We start from the raw sequence: 14,991 nt of genomic DNA, 5'->3' as shown, positions 1-14,991 counted from the left end.
CGTCCCCGCTCACACCGCCCGCAACGCCTCCGTCGGTGGCACGCGCGCGGCACGCAGCGCCGGGTACAGACCGACGACCGACCCGACGACGAGCGCGCACCCGAGCCCGACCGCCACGGGCACCCACGGGACGATCACGGCCCACCCCTGGCCGGCGGCGAACACCCAGGTCACGGCGACGCCAAGCACGACACCCGCGGCTCCCCCGACGAGGGACAGCAGCACCGCCTCCAGGAGGAACTGCACGCCGATCGAGCTCCGCGGCGCACCGAGCGCCCGGCGCACGCCGATCTCGCGACGTCGTTCCAGCACCGCGACGACCATGACGTTCGCGATGCCCACCCCGCCGACGAGCAGCGCGACAGCTCCGAGCCCGACCGCGAGCAGCGTGAACGCCCGATCGGCGGCGGCCCCGGCAGCCAGGGCGTCGGACGGTCGGGACACGCGCACCTCGTCGGGTGCGGCCGGGTGCGCCGTCCGGCCCAGCACCGCCCGCGTGGCGACGACCTGGTCCGCCTCGACGCGCACGTACACGGCGGACGGCGGGAGGTCGCCGTCGACGAGCGTGTGCGCGACGGTCGTGCCCACGAGCGCGTCCTCGTCCAGCTCGGGCGCGAGGGCCACCGGCTCGAGGATCCCCACGACCGTGAACGGACGGCCCCCGACGGACACGTCGACGCCCGCGGAGAGCGGACCGATGCCGAGCCGTCGCGCGGCCGTCGACCCGAGCACGACCGCGGGGTAGCGCTGCGTCGCCGCGTCGAGCCATCGCCCCTCCCGCACGGTCGCCGCCACCGCGTCGAGCAGGTCGAGGTCGGCCGCGACGACGGAGATGCCGCTGGTCCTGCTCTCCGGGACCTTGTCCGACCGGCGCACGGTCGCCTCGACGGCGCGGACCGCCGACGCGGCGGTGACGGTGGGGATCCGGGCGATCATCGCGACCGACGTGTCCGGCAGCGTGCCCTCGTCGCCCAGGAGCCCCTGCCCGGGAGCCACCGTGAGCAGGTTGGTGCCGAGCGCGTCGAGCTGGGCGCGCAGGTCGGCCCGGGACGACTCCGACAGCCCGAGCACCCCGACGAGAGCCGTGATCCCGAGGGCGATGCCGAGGGCGGACAGGGCTGTCCGCCCCGGACGGACCGTGAGCCCCCGCGCGCTGAGCCGGAGCAGGTCGGCGACCGGCATGCGGCGGACGACGGGCTCCTCGGCCCGCACGACCGGTGGGAGCCCGACCTCCGTCCGGGTCATGCCGCCACCCCCGGGCACGTGTCGTGCTCGACGCGGCCGTCGCGCATCGAGACGACCCGCGGGAGCCGGCCCGCGATCCGCTCGTCGTGCGTGACGACGACGATGGTCGCGCCGTCCGCGTGCAACGAGTCGAACAGGTCGAGCACCGCGGCCCCCGACGCCTGGTCGAGGTTGCCGGTCGGCTCGTCGGCCAGCAGGATCTGCGGACCGTGCACGAGCGCCCGGGCCACCGCGACGCGCTGGCACTCGCCGCCGGACAGCTCGGTCGGGGTGTGCCGCACCCGGTCGGCGAGGCCCACGCGGTCGAGCGCGGCACGCGCCCGCCGCAGCCGTTCCGGCCGCCGCACCCCCTGGTAGAGCAGCCCGTCGGCCACGTTCTCCAGGGCCGACCGGCCGTCGAGCAGGAAGAACTGCTGGAACACGAAGCCCAGGCGGACCGCGCGGACGCGGGAGAGCGTGGCGTCGGGCAGCGCCGTCACGTCGTCACCGGCCAGCCGCACCCGGCCCGTCGTCGGCCGGTCGAGCGCGCCCATGAGGTGCAGCAACGTCGACTTGCCCGAGCCCGAGGGCCCGACGACCGCCAGGTAGTCACCCGACTCCACCGCGAGGTCGATCCCGTGCAGCACCGTCAGTGCCGACGCGCCGCTCCCGTACGTCTTCGTCACGTCGACCAGGTCGAGGACGCTCACGGGCTCACCACCACCTCGTCGCCCGCGGCGACGTCGTCGCCGGAGACCTCGACGGACGTGCCGGCGAACGCGCCGGTCGTCACGGTGACGTACCGGGAGGTGCCGTCAGGCAGCACCTTCTGCAGGCCGTACCCGCCGTCGGCGAGGGCGACCAGGGCGGTGACGGGCACGACCAGCACGTCCGTCGCGACGGTCTGGTCGAGGCCCACCTCGACGGGCGTGCCCTCCGCCAGCCCGTCGAGGAGGGAGCCCGTCGGTGCGATCGTGACCTGGAGCCGCGGCTGCTCGTCGACCGTGACGACCGTCGTCGCGGTGACCGTGCCGTCCGTCGAGGTGCCGTCGGGCACCGTGAGCGACGCTGCCGCACCGACCGGTGCGAGGGCGGCCTGGCTGGTCCTCAGCGCGACGGTGACGAGCCTGCGCGGCGCACCGACGGAGAGCACCGGCGCGCCGGGCTCGACGAGCGCTCCGAGGTCGGCCAGGTGCTCGCCGACCCGCACGTCCTCCGCCGTGAACAGGACGTCGCCGAGTCGCACGGTGCCCGTCGCCGCGACGCCCAGGGACGTCTGCCACCGTCGGACGGCGGCGGTCGTGACCGACGTCCAGTCGGCGTCGACCGTCAGGTCCAGACCGGCGGTGTGCCCCAGGTCCGCGAGCGCCTGCTCGAGCTGGCGGACGTCGACGCCGTCGGGCGAGGAGGGACCGAGGTCCCGCCACGCCGGGACGGTCCCCGGCAGCCGGACGACCGGTCGGGCGTCGATGGCGAGCACGGGCTGTCCCGTCGCGACCGTCGTGCCGACCGGCGCGAGCCACGTCACCGTGCCGGCCACCCGCGCCGCGACGTCCGCCGTCGCCCCGTGGCCGATCTCACCGCTCGCGGTCGTCGTCGACACCAGGTCCGTCCGGGCGACCGTCCGGGTGGTCCACGCGGGCGAGGCGGAGGGCTCCGCGGCGCCCGAGGGGGCACTGCACGCGGCCGCAGACAGGGCGAGCGCGACGGTCATGCCGCAGGTGCGCCGCAGCGTCGTCACTTCTCCTGCCCGTCGGACGAGCCCTCCGGCGCCTCGACGCCCGCCTCGACGAGGCACTCCTGCATGTCCTGCTCGAACTGGGGGTCGTCCGGCGCGGGCGCGCCCTGCGACCCGCGTCGGAACTCCGACTCCACCCGTCCCCCGTCGAACGTCGGGTCGGGCATGTCCCAGCCGCGGTCCCGCATGCACTGGGCGTGGTCGAGGAACGACTGCTTCTGCTCCGCGCTCAGCGGGGTGCTGCCCGCCCCGGACTCGGCCATCCGTTGCCACGGTTCGCACGCGTCGTCCGCGGCCTCGGCCTGCCCGGGCGCAAGACCGTCCGCGTCGCCGAGGCGGTAGTGGCCGTCCGTCGGGTCGGGGACGTCCACGCCGTGCTCGCGCATGCACTGCGCCCACGCGAGCATCGCGTCCTCGGGTGCGAGGACGGAGGAGGACGGCGACGGGGCCCCGGAGGTCGTTCCTCCGGTCCCGGGCAGCACGGGGCCCCGGGCCGGCGTGCACGCGGCGACGGCGCCGAGCAGGCACGCGGCTGCGAGTGCCGACACGGCGCGCCGACGGGTGGAGGGATGGCTGTTCATGGTGGTTCTCCTCGTCGTGGGTCGGGCTGACCGGTCCAGCCCACCGCGCCGCCGGTTCGGGCAGCGTTCGGTCCCGACCGACAGCCGGCCCGCGCCCTTACGCTGGCTGAACACGAGGAGCCGGATGCTGCGCGGACGGTCCAGGTCGGGGGTGTGCGGTGCGGGTTCTGGTGGTCGAGGACGAAGAGGTCATGGCCGACGCCCTGGCCCGCGGCCTGCGCCGGGCCGGCTACGCCGCCGACGTCGCCGTCGACGGCGGCGTCGCCCTCGAGCTCGCGGCGCTCAACCCGTACGACGTGGTGCTGCTCGACCGTGACCTGCCCGTGGTGCACGGGGACGACGTGTGCCGCGCGCTGCTCGCGACGGGGTCGCCGGCGAGGATCCTCATGCTCACCGCTGCCGGTGGGCTGCAGGAGAAGGTCGACGGGTTCGGGCTCGGCGCGGACGACTACCTGGCCAAGCCGTTCGCGTTCGCCGAGCTCCTCGCCCGCGTGCAGGCGCTGGCCCGTCGCACCGCCCCGGCCCAGCCCCCCGTCCTCGAGGCCGCCGGGCTGCGGGTCGACGTCGCGCGACGGGCCGTGACGCGGGACCACCGCCCGGTCGACCTGACGCTCAAGGAGTACGGCGTCCTCGTCGAGCTGGTGCGGGCGGCGGGGGCCGTCGTGTCCGCCGAGGAGCTCCTGGCACGCGTGTGGGACGAGAACGCCGACCCGTTCACCAACGCGGTCCGCGTCACGATGGTCGGGCTCCGGCGCAAGCTCGGCGACCCGCCGCTCGTCGAGACGCTCCGTGGCGCCGGCTACCGGGTGGTCGTGTGAGGCGGTCGCTGAGCGTCCGGTGGCGGCTCACCATCGCCTACACCGTGATCATCGCCGTGTCCGGTGCGGTGCTGCTCACGCTCGTCTACGGACTGGTCACCGGCGGCGAGGTGCGCTCCGGCAGCGTGACGACCGAGGTGACGCCGGGCGCGGACGACGACGGTCCACCGCCCGCGCCACCCGAGCTCCGCGAGGACGAGCGCACGGACGGGTCGGGCGAGCTCCTCCAGAGCTCGTGGCTCGCCCTGGCGTTCGTGACGGTGGTGTCCGTGGGGATCGGCTGGGTCGTCGCGGGACGTCTCCTGCGCCCCGTGCACACGATCACGGAGCGCGCACGGCGCATCTCGGCGGACTCCCTCGACGAGCGCATCGCGCTCGGTGGTCCGCGCGACGAGCTGCGCGCGCTGGCCGACACGTTCGACGCGCTGCTCGGCCGGGTGCAGAGCACGGTGACCTCCGAACGGCGGCTCGTCGCCACGATGTCGCACGAGCTGCGGACTCCCCTGGCCAACCAGCGCGCGGCCCTGGAGGTCGCCCTCGCCGACCCCGACGGCGAGGCCGACGACCTGCGCACGGCCGCGACCACCGCGCTCGACCAGAGCCGGCGGGCGGCTCGGGTCATCGACGGCCTGCTCGTCCTCGCTCGCGCCCAGTCGGGCGAGGCGGTGGGACCGCCCAGCGAGGTGGACCTGCGGGCGGTCGTCGCCGACGCCGTGGAGCAGGTCCGCACCCCCGACGACGGGCTGGCCTGGGACGTGCACCTCGTCGACCTGACGGTGCCCGGCGAACCTGCCCTGCTGGCGCGCGCCGTCGCGAACCTCGTGGACAACGCCGCGCACCACAACGTGGAGCACGGCCACGTCACGGTCCGGCTGACCGCCAAGCCGGACGTCGGTCGGGTGGTCGTCGAGAACACCGGTCGGCCGGTCCCACCGGAGACCGCCGCGGAGCTCGTCCTCCCGTTCCGGCGGGGCACGGCCGACCGGACGGCGACCGGCGGCGGCGTCGGGCTGGGACTGACCGTCGTGCAGGCGGTCGCGGACCACCACGGTGGCGTGCTCGTCCTGACCCCGCGAGCCGGCGGCGGTCTCGTCGCGGAGCTCCGCCTCCCGAGGCAGTGATCGACCCGCACGCGCCGCGCGGGTCGACCACCGACCGTCAGAACCCGGTGGAGGTGACCTCCGGGTAGTACCGCCGGAACTTGCGCACCTGGTTGACCAGCGCCATCCACACGTACAGGCGACGACGCGGTGACAGGTCGGTCCGATAGGCCAGCGGGCGTGCCACCGCGTTCGCCGTGATGAGCCGCCGGACCCGCGCGGCGAGCTGCGGGTCGCGCACGTAGCGCAGCAGGAGCCGGTTGGGCACCACCGAGTAGAGGATCTCCTTGTCGACGACCACGGGCGGGACCGCGCGGCCCTCGACGGCGTCCTCGACCACGAACCGCATCGGGTTGGCCCCCGCGGCGGTCACGTAGTAGTTGTTCCGGCCGATGCGCGGGTTGACCTCGAAGAACCGGAACGCACCCGAGCGCGGGTCGACCTTGACGTCGAAGTTCGCGAACCCGCGGTAGCCGGTCGACGCGAGGAACGTCCGTGCCTGCTCGAGCATGGGGTCGTCGCGGTAGGTGATCATCGCCGCCGGGTTCCCGAGCCCGGACGGCGTGTGCTCCTCGAGCAGCACGTGCGCCGAGCACAGCAGCGTGATCTCGCCGCGGGTGTCCACGTAGGCGGTGATGGACCGCATCTGCGTGTCGTCGCCCGGCACGAGCTCCTGGACGACGAACCGGCCGCGGTACCCCGCGGTCCGCAGCGCGTCCCAGAGCCACGCGAGCTCCTCGGGGGTCGCGATCTCGAAGACCTTCTTCTTGCCCTCGAACTCGACGTCCTGGTAGTCGGCGCTGCTGGCCGCCTTCGCGATCAGCGGGTACTCCAGGTCGACCGCCACGGCCTCCCAGGGCTCGGCGGAGCCGAACTCCTGCACGAGCGTGCGCGGGACCGAGATGCCGAGGTCGTCGCAGATCTGCGCGAACGTGGCCTTGTCGGAGATCTGGTCGAGCAGGTGCTCGGACAGGAACGGGACCACGTAGTACTGCTCCAGCAGGGCGCGGTGCTGCACGACGACCCGGACCAGCCAGTCGGAGTTGGCCATGAGCAGCAGGCGCCGGTCGGGCATCGACTGCGCGACCGCCACCAGCCGGTCCACCAGCTGGCGGGGGTCGTGGCCGTCGTCGACGATCTCGTGCCGGACGATGCGCGAGTGGGCGACCGGCCCGAGGGCGGCACCGGCGACGACGACGGACGTGACGCCGTAGGCCTCGTGGAACGACCGGGCCAGGGCGTACACGCCGATGTCGGCGCCCAGGATGACCGGCTGCAGCGGTCCGGACGCCGCTGCAGCCGAGGACGCCTCGCTCACGCGGTCTGCTCGGAGCGGTCGCCCGACCAGGTGGTGTGGAAGGTGCCGTCCTTGTCGGTGCGGCGGTAGGTGTGCGCCCCGAAGAAGTCGCGCTGCGCCTGGATCAGCGCGGCGGGCAGCCGCTCGGCACGGACACCGTCGTAGTACGCGAGCGACGACGAGAACGCCGGTGTGGGGACGCCGTGCAGCGCCGCACCCGCGACGATCCGGCGCCACGCCTCGACGCCGTTGCCGACCGCACCGGTGAAGTACTCGTCGGCCAGGAGCAACGGCAGGTGCGCGTCGCGCTCGTACGCCTCGGTGATGCGGTTGAGGAAGCGCGCGCGGATGATGCAGCCGCCCCGCCAGATCCGGGCCATGGCGCCACGGTCGATGTCCCAGCCGAACTCGGCGGACGCCGCGGCGATCTGGTCGAAGCCCTGCGAGTACGCGACGACCTTGGACGCGTACAGCGCGAGCCGGACGTCCTCGATGAACGCGTCGCGGTCCGTGACGTCCCACGCGGTCGTGCGTGCCTGCAGCACGCCCGCGGCGGCGGAGCGCTGCGGGACGGAGCCGGACAGCGCGCGGGCGAACGTGGCCTCCGCGATGCCGGTGATCGGCACGCCGAGGTCGAGACCGTTCTGCACGGTCCAGCGCCCGGTGCCCTTCTGCTCCGCCTGGTCGAGCACGACGTCGACGAACGCCGACCCCGTCTCGGCGTCGACGTGCTGCAGGACGTCGGCGGTGATCTCGATGAGGAACGACTCCAGGTCGCCCGTGTTCCAGTCCGCGAAGATCTGCCCGATCTCCGCCGCCGAGGCACCCAGCCCCTGGCGCAGCAGGTCGTACGCCTCGGCGATGAGCTGCATGTCGGCGTACTCGATGCCGTTGTGCACCATCTTCACGAAGTGGCCGGCGCCGTCGGGGCCGACGTAGGTGCAGCACGGCACACCGTCGACCTTGGCCGAGATCTTCTCGAGGATCGGGCCGAGCGACTCGTACGACTCCTTGGTCCCGCCGGGCATGATCGACGGGCCGAGCAGCGCCCCCTCCTCGCCGCCGGAGACGCCCGAGCCCACGAAGTGCAGGCCCTTCTCGCGCAGCGCCGCCTCGCGCCGGATCGTGTCCGGGAAGTGCGCGTTGCCCGCGTCCACGACGATGTCACCCTCCTCCAGGAAGGGCACCAGCTCGTCGATGACCGCGTCCGTGGGGCCGCCCGCCTTCACCATCACGACGACCTTGCGCGGCCGCGCCAGCGACGCGACGAAGTCCTCGACCGACTCGGACGGGACGAACACGCCCTCGTCGCCGTGGTCCGCCACGAGCGACTCGGTCTTGGCGTAGGAGCGGTTGTGGATCGCCACCGTGAAGCCGTTGCGGGCAAAGTTCCGGGCGAGGTTGCGGCCCATCACCGCCAGCCCGGTGACACCGATCTGCGCGGTTCCGGTGGCGGTTCCTGAGGCGACCATGCGGGAGAGCTCCTTCGATCGACGGCCCGGCTCGTGCGCGCCCGCGACGGCGGCGAGCATCGTGGGGGCACGTGCAGGCGCAGGTCGGGGGTGGCGACGTCCGGGGGTTCTGGGTGCGCGGACCAGCCTAGTCCGGCGCGCACAGGCGGGCGGCGGCGTGCCGGACGGCGAGACGGCGGTCCCGCTGTGCGGTTGCGACGGCGTCGGCCCCGCGTAGCGTCGGTGCTGGTCGACGCCGACGTCGCAGGGGAGCCGAACGTGACCGGTATGGATGCACGCACGCAGACCGAGCAGATCCGGACGGACCCGGACCTCCCTCCCGTCGCCGTCGTCGAGCGGGGACCGATGCCCGCGTCGCGTCGCATCTGGTTCACGGTCGTGGCCCTCGTCGGCGCGGTGGCGTGGTCCGTGGTCGCGCTGGCCCGCGGCGAGCAGATCAACGCCGTGTGGATCGTGTTCGCCGCCGTGTGCTCCTACGTCATCGGGTACCGGTTCTACGCACGGCTCGTCGAGGCGAAGATCGTGCGCCCGCGCAACGACCGCGCCACCCCGGCCGAGCGGTACGACAACGCCAAGGACTTCATGCCGACGGACCGGCGGGTCCTGTTCGGGCACCACTTCGCCGCGATCGCCGGCGCCGGACCGCTCGTCGGCCCTGTCCTGGCGGCGCAGATGGGCTACCTGCCGGGCACGATCTGGATCATCGTCGGCTGCGTCCTCGGGGGCGCCGTCCAGGACTACCTGGTGCTGACGCTCTCCGCGCGACGCCGCGGACGCAGCCTCGGCCAGATGGCCCGCGACGAGCTGGGCCGGTTCGGCGGCGTCGCGGCGCTCGTCGCGGTGTTCGTCATCATGATCATCCTCATCGCGGTCCTCGCCCTCGTCGTGGTCAACGCGCTGGCGGAGAGCCCGTGGGGTGTGTTCTCGATCGCGATGACGATCCCGATCGCACTGTTCATGGGCGTCTACCTGCGTTTCCTGCGCCCCGGCCGCGTCTCCGAGGTCACCGTCATCGGCGTCGCCCTCCTGCTGCTCGCGATCGTCGCCGGCGGCTGGGTCGCCGAGACGAAGTGGGGGCAGGACTGGTTCACCCTGAGCCCCGTCGCGCTCGCGTGGTGGCTGGCCGCGTACGGCTTCGCGGCCTCCGTGCTGCCCGTGTGGCTGCTGCTGGCCCCGCGGGACTACCTGTCGACCTTCATGAAGGTCGGGACGATCATCCTGCTCGCCGTCGGCATCGTGCTCGCGCGGCCGCAGGTGGAGGCGCCCGCCGTCTCGGACTTCGCGCTCCGCGGCGACGGCCCCGTGTTCGCGGGCTCGTTGTTCCCGTTCCTGTTCATCACGATCGCGTGCGGTGCCCTGTCCGGGTTCCACTCGCTCATCGCGTCGGGCACCACCCCGAAGCTGCTGGAGAAGGAGAGCCAGGCGAAGCCGATCGGGTACGGCGCGATGCTCACCGAGTCGTTCGTCGCCGTGATGGCTCTCATCACGGCCGTGGTCATCGACCAGCACCTCTACTTCGCGATGAACGCCCCGGCAGGCGTGACGGGGGGCACCCCCGAGACGGCGGCCGAGTACGTCAACGGGCTCGGCCTGAGCGGGCCACCGATCACTGCGGAGGAGATCCAGGGCGCCGCCGACTCGGTCGGCGAGGAGTCGGTCGTGTCCCGGACCGGCGGGGCACCGACGCTGGCGTTCGGCATGTCGCAGGTGCTCAGCTCGGTCATCGGCGGCTCCGGGCTCGCGGCCTTCTGGTACCACTTCGCGATCATGTTCGAGGCGCTGTTCATCCTCACGACCGTCGATGCGGGCACGCGCGTCGCGCGCTTCATGCTCTCCGACAGCCTCGGCAACGTCGGCGGTCCCCTGCGCAAGTTCCGCGACCCGTCGTGGCGCGTCGGGGCGCGGTTCTGCTCGGTGGTGGTCGTCGCCCTGTGGGGCGCGATCCTCCTCATGGGCGTCACCGACCCGCTGGGCGGCATCAACACCCTCTTCCCGCTGTTCGGGATCGCGAACCAGCTGCTCGCCGCGATCGCGCTGACGGTCGTGACCGTCGTCGTCGTGAAGAAGAGGCTCTACCGCTGGGTGTGGATCCCCGCCGTGCCCCTCGTCTGGGACCTGGCCGTGACGATGACCGCGTCGTACCAGAAGATCTTCTCCAGCGAGCCGCGCATCGGGTACTGGGCGCAGCACCGGGCGTTCCAGGACGCCAGGGCCGCGGGCGAGGAGACGTTCGGCGTCGCGACGAGCCCCGAGGCGATCGACGCGGTGATCCGCAACACCGCGATCCAGGGGACGCTGTCGATCATCTTCGCCGTCCTGGTGCTGGTGGTCGTGGCGGTCGGCGTCGTCGTGATGGTGCTGTCCGTGCGTGCCGGCGGCCTGCCGACCACCGAGGAGCCGGACGAGCCGTCCCGCATGTTCGCGCCGCGCGGCATGGTCCCGACGGCCGCCGAGCGCGAGGTCCAGGCCCTCTGGGACGCACGCGAGCGAGAGCACGCCACGACGGGAGCGGGATCGTGAGGACGCGTCGAGCCCTGCGCGCGCTGGTCCGGGCGGGCCGTGCCGTGCACTGGTACACGACGACGCTCCTCGGCGACCACGACTACGCCCGCTACGCCGCGCACGTCGCGCGGGTGCACCCCGGCACCGACCCCGGTTCGGAGGCGGCGTACTGGCGCGCGCGCCACGCCGAGCAGGACGCTCACCCCGGTGCGCGATGCTGCTGAGCGCGCTCCGGTCCACCCGACGACGTCCCGCGGTGCGCCCGGCCGCGGGATCAGGCCGCGCGGGCGGCGTGCCGGACACGCGTACAGAGTCCCTCCGCCGTACGCTCCACAGCGTGACACCCGCTGGTCCGGAGGACGTCCCCGTCGAGTTCGTCAATGCGCTGCGCTCGCTGCGCCGGGTGACCGTCCGCCCCGAGGTGGTCCTCGACGAGGTGCCCGGCCCGTCCCGCATCGCCCCCTTCTCCGCTGCGCTCACCGCCGAGGTGTGGACGGCCCGTCGGTCGGTCGCCGCCGCCGAGCTCGCGTCCGGTCGGTTCGTCGTCCTGTACGACCCCGCGGGCCAGGAGGCGTGGGACGGTCGGTTCCGGCTGGTCACGCTGGTGCGGGCGACCCTCGAGGCCGAGGTCGGCGCCGATCCTCTGCTCGCGGAGGTGGCGTGGACGTGGTTCACCGACGCGCTCGAGGAGTCGGGGCTCGACACGCACGCCGCGGGTGGCACCGTCACCCGGGTGCTGTCGCAGAGCTTCGGTGCTCTGGAGCGGCGCTCCGAGCAGACCGAGCTGGAGATCCGCGCCTCGTGGACCGCGTCGGACGAGGACCTGGGTCGTCACCTCCAAGCCTGGGGCACGCTGTTGTGCACCGCCGCAGGCCTCGAACCACTGCCCGACGGCGTCATCGCCTTCGGGCCACGGCGCTGATCACAGGCTCGGGGGGGCCCGCTCACAGGAACCGGCTCAAGTCAACGGGTCACGATGCCGATGACTGGCACGTGACCATCGAGCCTCTGCGACGCGACCTGGCCCCGGCCCGACGGCCCGAGCTCAGGCCCGCCGTGCCCGGCTCGCGCACGCCGCCGCCGTCCGCCCAGCAGATGTGCGTCGTCGTGACCGAGGTCGCCGACGGTGACGGTGCTCCCCTGGTGCGCAACCTGCGCCGTCGCGGCGCCCCGCGCGTCGTCGTGCTCACGCGCCGCGCCAGCCGCCCCGAGCTCGGCGTCCTGCTCCAGGGCGGGCTGCGCGGCGTCGTCGCCGGCTCGACCGCGCCGAGCCTGCAGCGCGCCGCCGTGGCTGCGGCACCGCCGCCGCCCCTGCCGGACCTGACCGCACGGGAGATCAGCGTCCTGAAGCTCGTCGCCGACGGACGGACCAACCGCCTCATCGGCGAGGACCTCGGCCTGTCCGCCCTGACGGTGAAGAGCCACCTCGCCCGGATCTCCCGCAAGCTCGGCACGGGTGACCGCGCGGAGCTCGTCGCCATCTCGATCCGGGGCGGCGTGCTCGCCTGACCTGCATGTACAGGTGCCCTCGGGGTGGAAGTACCTCAGCGCCAGCGCGGCCTGCACGGAAGCGTCCGCGTCGTCGCTTACCGTGGACCTCATGCGACCCGAGGTGACCACCGGCGCCCCTGCCGAGGGGCCCGTGCCGCCTCCGACCCCTGATCCGGACGTCGAGGCCGACCTCCCGCAGATCACCATGCTCACCGAGCCCGCCGACGGCATCCCTGCGGTCGTCGAGACCCCCGAGGCGCTGGCCGCCGTCGTCGCCGCGTTCGGCGCCGGGACCGGTCCGGTCGCCGTGGACGCCGAGCGCGCCTCCGGGTACCGCTACGGCCAGCGGACCTATCTGGTGCAGCTGCGACGCGAGGGCGCCGGGACGGCCCTCATCGACCCGATCGCGGTGCCCGACCTGTCGTCGCTGTCCGAGGCGCTGGTCGGTGTCGAGTGGGTCCTGCACGCCGCCTCGCAGGACCTGCCGGGGCTGGCGGAGCAAGGGCTGCGGCCGAGCCGGGTGTTCGACACCGAGCTCGGCGCCCGGCTGCTGGGCCTGGACCGGGTCGGGCTCGCCGCGGTCGTCGCGGACGCTCTCGGGCTGGGGCTGGCCAAGGAGCACTCCGCGGTCGACTGGTCCACGCGCCCGCTGCCGTCCGAGTGGCTGCGGTACGCCGCGCTCGACGTCGAGGTGCTGGTGGAGCTCCGTGAGGTGCTGGCCGAGCGTCTGGCGGTCGCGGGCAAGGCGGAGTGGGCCGCGCAGGAGTTCGAGGCCGTCCGCACCGCACCGGTGCCACCTCCTCGGGTCGAGCCCTGGCGCCGGGTCTCGGGGCTGCACGCCATCCGCGACGCGCGGCGCCTGGCCGTGGTCCGCGAGCTCTGGCTCACGCGCGACCAGAACGCGCGCACCCGCGACATCTCCCCCGGCCGCGTGCTGCCCGACCACGCGATCGTCGCCGCGGCGCAGGCCCTCCCACGCTCCGTCCCGGAGCTGACGGCGCTCCCGGCGTTCGCCGGGAAGGGCACGCGCCGTCGGGCAGCCCTCTGGCAGGCGGCGGTCGACCGTGGCCTCGCCACGCCGGACGCCGACCTGCCGTCGGTGCGCGGCCCCAAGAGCGACGCACCGCCGCCGCCCCGGGCGTGGGCGGAGAAGGACCCGGCAGCGGCTGCGCGCCTGGTCGCTGCGCGCGAGGTGGTCGTCGCCCTGTCGGCCACCCACGAGGTCCCGGCGGAGAACCTCCTGCAGCCCGACCTGCTCCGCCGCCTGTGCTGGACGCCACCCGCGACCCTGGACGTCGAGGGGATCTCCGGGTTCCTCCGGGCCGGCGGCGCCCGGCCGTGGCAGATCGGTCTGGTCGCACAGCCCCTCGCGGACGCGTTCGAGGCCCTCCCGCGCGACTGACGCCGGTGTTACTCTGGAGTAACTTGCGGCTGGCCCCGCCCGGGAGACCCGGGTAGCGTCGGCCGTCGCGGGCCCGCTCTCGCGTGCTCGTCGGACACCGCCGTCCCGCCCTGGAGGCTCGATGCCCACCGCATCCCCCCGCCCCGCAGCACTGGTCCGCCGTGTCGTGTTCGTCGACGGGGTCCGCACCCCGTTCGGACGCGCGCGCAAGGACGGGCTGTACGCCCACACCCGCGCCGACGACCTGTCGGTCAAGACCGTCCGCGAGCTGCTGCGGCGGCACCCGGAGCTGCCGCCCGAGCGCATCGACGAGGTCGCCATCGCGGCGACCACGCAGCAGGGCGACCAGGGCCTGACCCTCGGCCGCACGGTCGGCGTGCTGGCCGGGCTCCCCCGGTCCGTCCCCGGGTACGCGATCGACCGCATGTGCGCCGGTGCGATGACCGCGGTGACGAGCACGGCGGCCGCGATCGGCTTCGGAGCGCAGGACGTGGCCCTGGCCGGAGGCGTCGAGCACATGGGGCACCACCCGATGGGCTTCGACGCGGACCCGAACCCGCGGTTCCTGTCCGAGCGGCTCGTCGCCAACGACGCCCTGAACATGGGTGTCACGGCGGAGAACCTGCACGACAAGTTCCCGGCCCTGACGCGCGAGCGCGCCGACGCGTACGGCGTCGCGAGCCAGGACAAGTACGCCGCGGCGCTCGCCGCGGGCAAGATCGACCCCGACCTGGTCCCCGTGGCGCTGCGTGACCCGGAGAACGGCTGGGGCCTGGCCACCGCCGACGAGCCCCCGCGTCCCGGCACCACCGTCGAGGCGATCCAGAAGCTGCCGACGCCGTTCCGCGCCGGTGGCCGCGTCACCGCCGGCACCGCCGCACCCCTGACCGACGGCGCCGCGTCCTGCCTGCTCGCCGCCGAGGAGACCGCGGCCGAGCTGGGCCTGCCGACGCGCATGCGCCTGGTGTCGTTCGCCTATGCGGGTGTCGAGCCCGAGATCATGGGCATCGGTCCGGTCCCGGCCACCGTCAAGGCGCTCGACCGGGCCGGCCTGTCCATCGAGGACATCGGCCTGTTCGAGATCAACGAGGCGTTCGCGGTCCAGGTGCTCTCGTTCCTCGACGCGTTCGGCATCGCCGACGACGACCCCCGCGTCAACCAGTACGGCGGTGCGATCGCGGTGGGTCACCCGCTGGCCTCGTCGGGCGTGCGCCTGATGACGCAGCTCGCCCGCCAGTTCGAGGAGAACCCGGACGTCCGCTTCGGCCTGACCACCATGTGCGTCGGCCTGGGCCAGGGCGGCACCGTCATCTGGGAGAACCCGCACCACGCCGACTACGAGCCCTTCGAGGGGAAGACCAAGTGA

General features: G+C 73.9%; 14 protein-coding genes. 8 read left to right on the top strand and 6 right to left on the bottom strand.

Annotated features, from left to right (window positions below):
* Positions 1-9: 9 nt before the first annotated feature.
* Genes CTE05_RS02820 through CTE05_RS02805 form a run of 4 tightly spaced genes read right to left on the bottom strand, consistent with a single transcriptional unit; the run spans position 10 to position 3,543 of the window.
* Entirely contained in the window at positions 10-1,245 is a 1,236-nt protein-coding gene (locus tag CTE05_RS02820) for an ABC transporter permease (RefSeq protein WP_146844599.1), read from the bottom strand.
* Positions 1,242-1,934 (bottom strand): ABC transporter ATP-binding protein, encoded by a 693-nt coding sequence (locus tag CTE05_RS02815; RefSeq protein ID WP_146844598.1) that lies wholly within the window; start codon positions 1,932-1,934, stop codon positions 1,242-1,244. Before CTE05_RS02815 ends, CTE05_RS02820 begins: the two co-directional genes overlap by 4 nt.
* Complete coding sequence (locus tag CTE05_RS02810; RefSeq protein WP_146844597.1) at positions 1,931-2,965, bottom strand: peptidoglycan-binding protein; 1,035 nt, start codon at positions 2,963-2,965, stop codon at positions 1,931-1,933. The genes CTE05_RS02815 and CTE05_RS02810 overlap by 4 nt, the downstream gene beginning before the upstream one ends.
* Positions 2,962-3,543 (bottom strand): hypothetical protein, encoded by a 582-nt coding sequence (locus tag CTE05_RS02805; protein ID WP_146844596.1) that lies wholly within the window; start codon positions 3,541-3,543, stop codon positions 2,962-2,964. The genes CTE05_RS02810 and CTE05_RS02805 overlap by 4 nt, the downstream gene beginning before the upstream one ends.
* A 158-nt stretch (positions 3,544-3,701) precedes the next feature.
* On the opposite strand from CTE05_RS02805, the gene CTE05_RS02800 reads away from it, so the two are divergent.
* Together CTE05_RS02800 and CTE05_RS02795 are read left to right on the top strand one after the other, a co-directional pair.
* Positions 3,702-4,361, top strand: a complete 660-nt coding sequence (locus tag CTE05_RS02800; RefSeq protein ID WP_146844595.1) for a response regulator transcription factor — start codon at positions 3,702-3,704, stop codon at positions 4,359-4,361.
* Entirely contained in the window at positions 4,358-5,482 is a 1,125-nt protein-coding gene (locus CTE05_RS02795) for a sensor histidine kinase (protein ID WP_186814711.1), read from the top strand. Before CTE05_RS02800 ends, CTE05_RS02795 begins: the two co-directional genes overlap by 4 nt.
* A gap of 37 nt (positions 5,483-5,519) precedes the next feature.
* On the opposite strand, the gene CTE05_RS02790 is transcribed toward CTE05_RS02795, so the two are convergent.
* Positions 5,520-6,779, bottom strand: a complete 1,260-nt coding sequence (locus CTE05_RS02790) for a carboxylate--amine ligase (protein WP_146844593.1) — start codon at positions 6,777-6,779, stop codon at positions 5,520-5,522.
* Positions 6,776-8,230, bottom strand: a complete 1,455-nt coding sequence (gnd, locus tag CTE05_RS02785; RefSeq protein ID WP_146844592.1) for an NADP-dependent phosphogluconate dehydrogenase — start codon at positions 8,228-8,230, stop codon at positions 6,776-6,778. The genes CTE05_RS02790 and gnd overlap by 4 nt, the downstream gene beginning before the upstream one ends.
* A 267-nt stretch (positions 8,231-8,497) precedes the next feature.
* Between gnd and CTE05_RS02780 the strand changes: the two genes are divergently transcribed.
* The 6 genes from CTE05_RS02780 (at position 8,498) to CTE05_RS02755 (ending at position 14,991) form a co-directional block, all read left to right on the top strand.
* Positions 8,498-10,750 (top strand): carbon starvation CstA family protein, encoded by a 2,253-nt coding sequence (locus tag CTE05_RS02780; RefSeq protein WP_146844591.1) that lies wholly within the window; start codon positions 8,498-8,500, stop codon positions 10,748-10,750.
* Positions 10,747-10,956 (top strand): YbdD/YjiX family protein, encoded by a 210-nt coding sequence (locus tag CTE05_RS02775; protein WP_246123220.1) that lies wholly within the window; start codon positions 10,747-10,749, stop codon positions 10,954-10,956. The genes CTE05_RS02780 and CTE05_RS02775 overlap by 4 nt, the downstream gene beginning before the upstream one ends.
* Before the next feature lie 113 nt (positions 10,957-11,069).
* Positions 11,070-11,654, top strand: coding sequence for a DUF3000 domain-containing protein (locus tag CTE05_RS02770; RefSeq protein ID WP_146844590.1), 585 nt, complete (start codon positions 11,070-11,072; stop codon positions 11,652-11,654).
* Between the two features lie 71 nt (positions 11,655-11,725).
* A complete protein-coding gene (locus CTE05_RS02765) occupies positions 11,726-12,241 on the top strand; it encodes a response regulator transcription factor (RefSeq protein ID WP_246123219.1) in 516 nt (171 codons plus the stop codon).
* Positions 12,242-12,332: 91 nt separating this feature from the next.
* A complete protein-coding gene (locus CTE05_RS02760) occupies positions 12,333-13,625 on the top strand; it encodes an HRDC domain-containing protein (protein WP_146844589.1) in 1,293 nt (430 codons plus the stop codon).
* A gap of 121 nt (positions 13,626-13,746) precedes the next feature.
* Positions 13,747-14,991: a thiolase family protein gene (locus CTE05_RS02755; RefSeq protein WP_146844588.1), complete on the top strand. Its 1,245-nt coding sequence runs from the start codon at positions 13,747-13,749 to the stop codon at positions 14,989-14,991.

This window comes from Cellulomonas terrae, assembly GCF_007990265.1.
In the GTDB taxonomy this organism is placed as follows: Bacteria; Actinomycetota; Actinomycetes; order Actinomycetales; family Cellulomonadaceae; genus Cellulomonas; species Cellulomonas terrae.
Note: the sequence above shows the minus strand (reverse complement) of the source record. Positions and strands in the feature narration are given on the sequence as shown.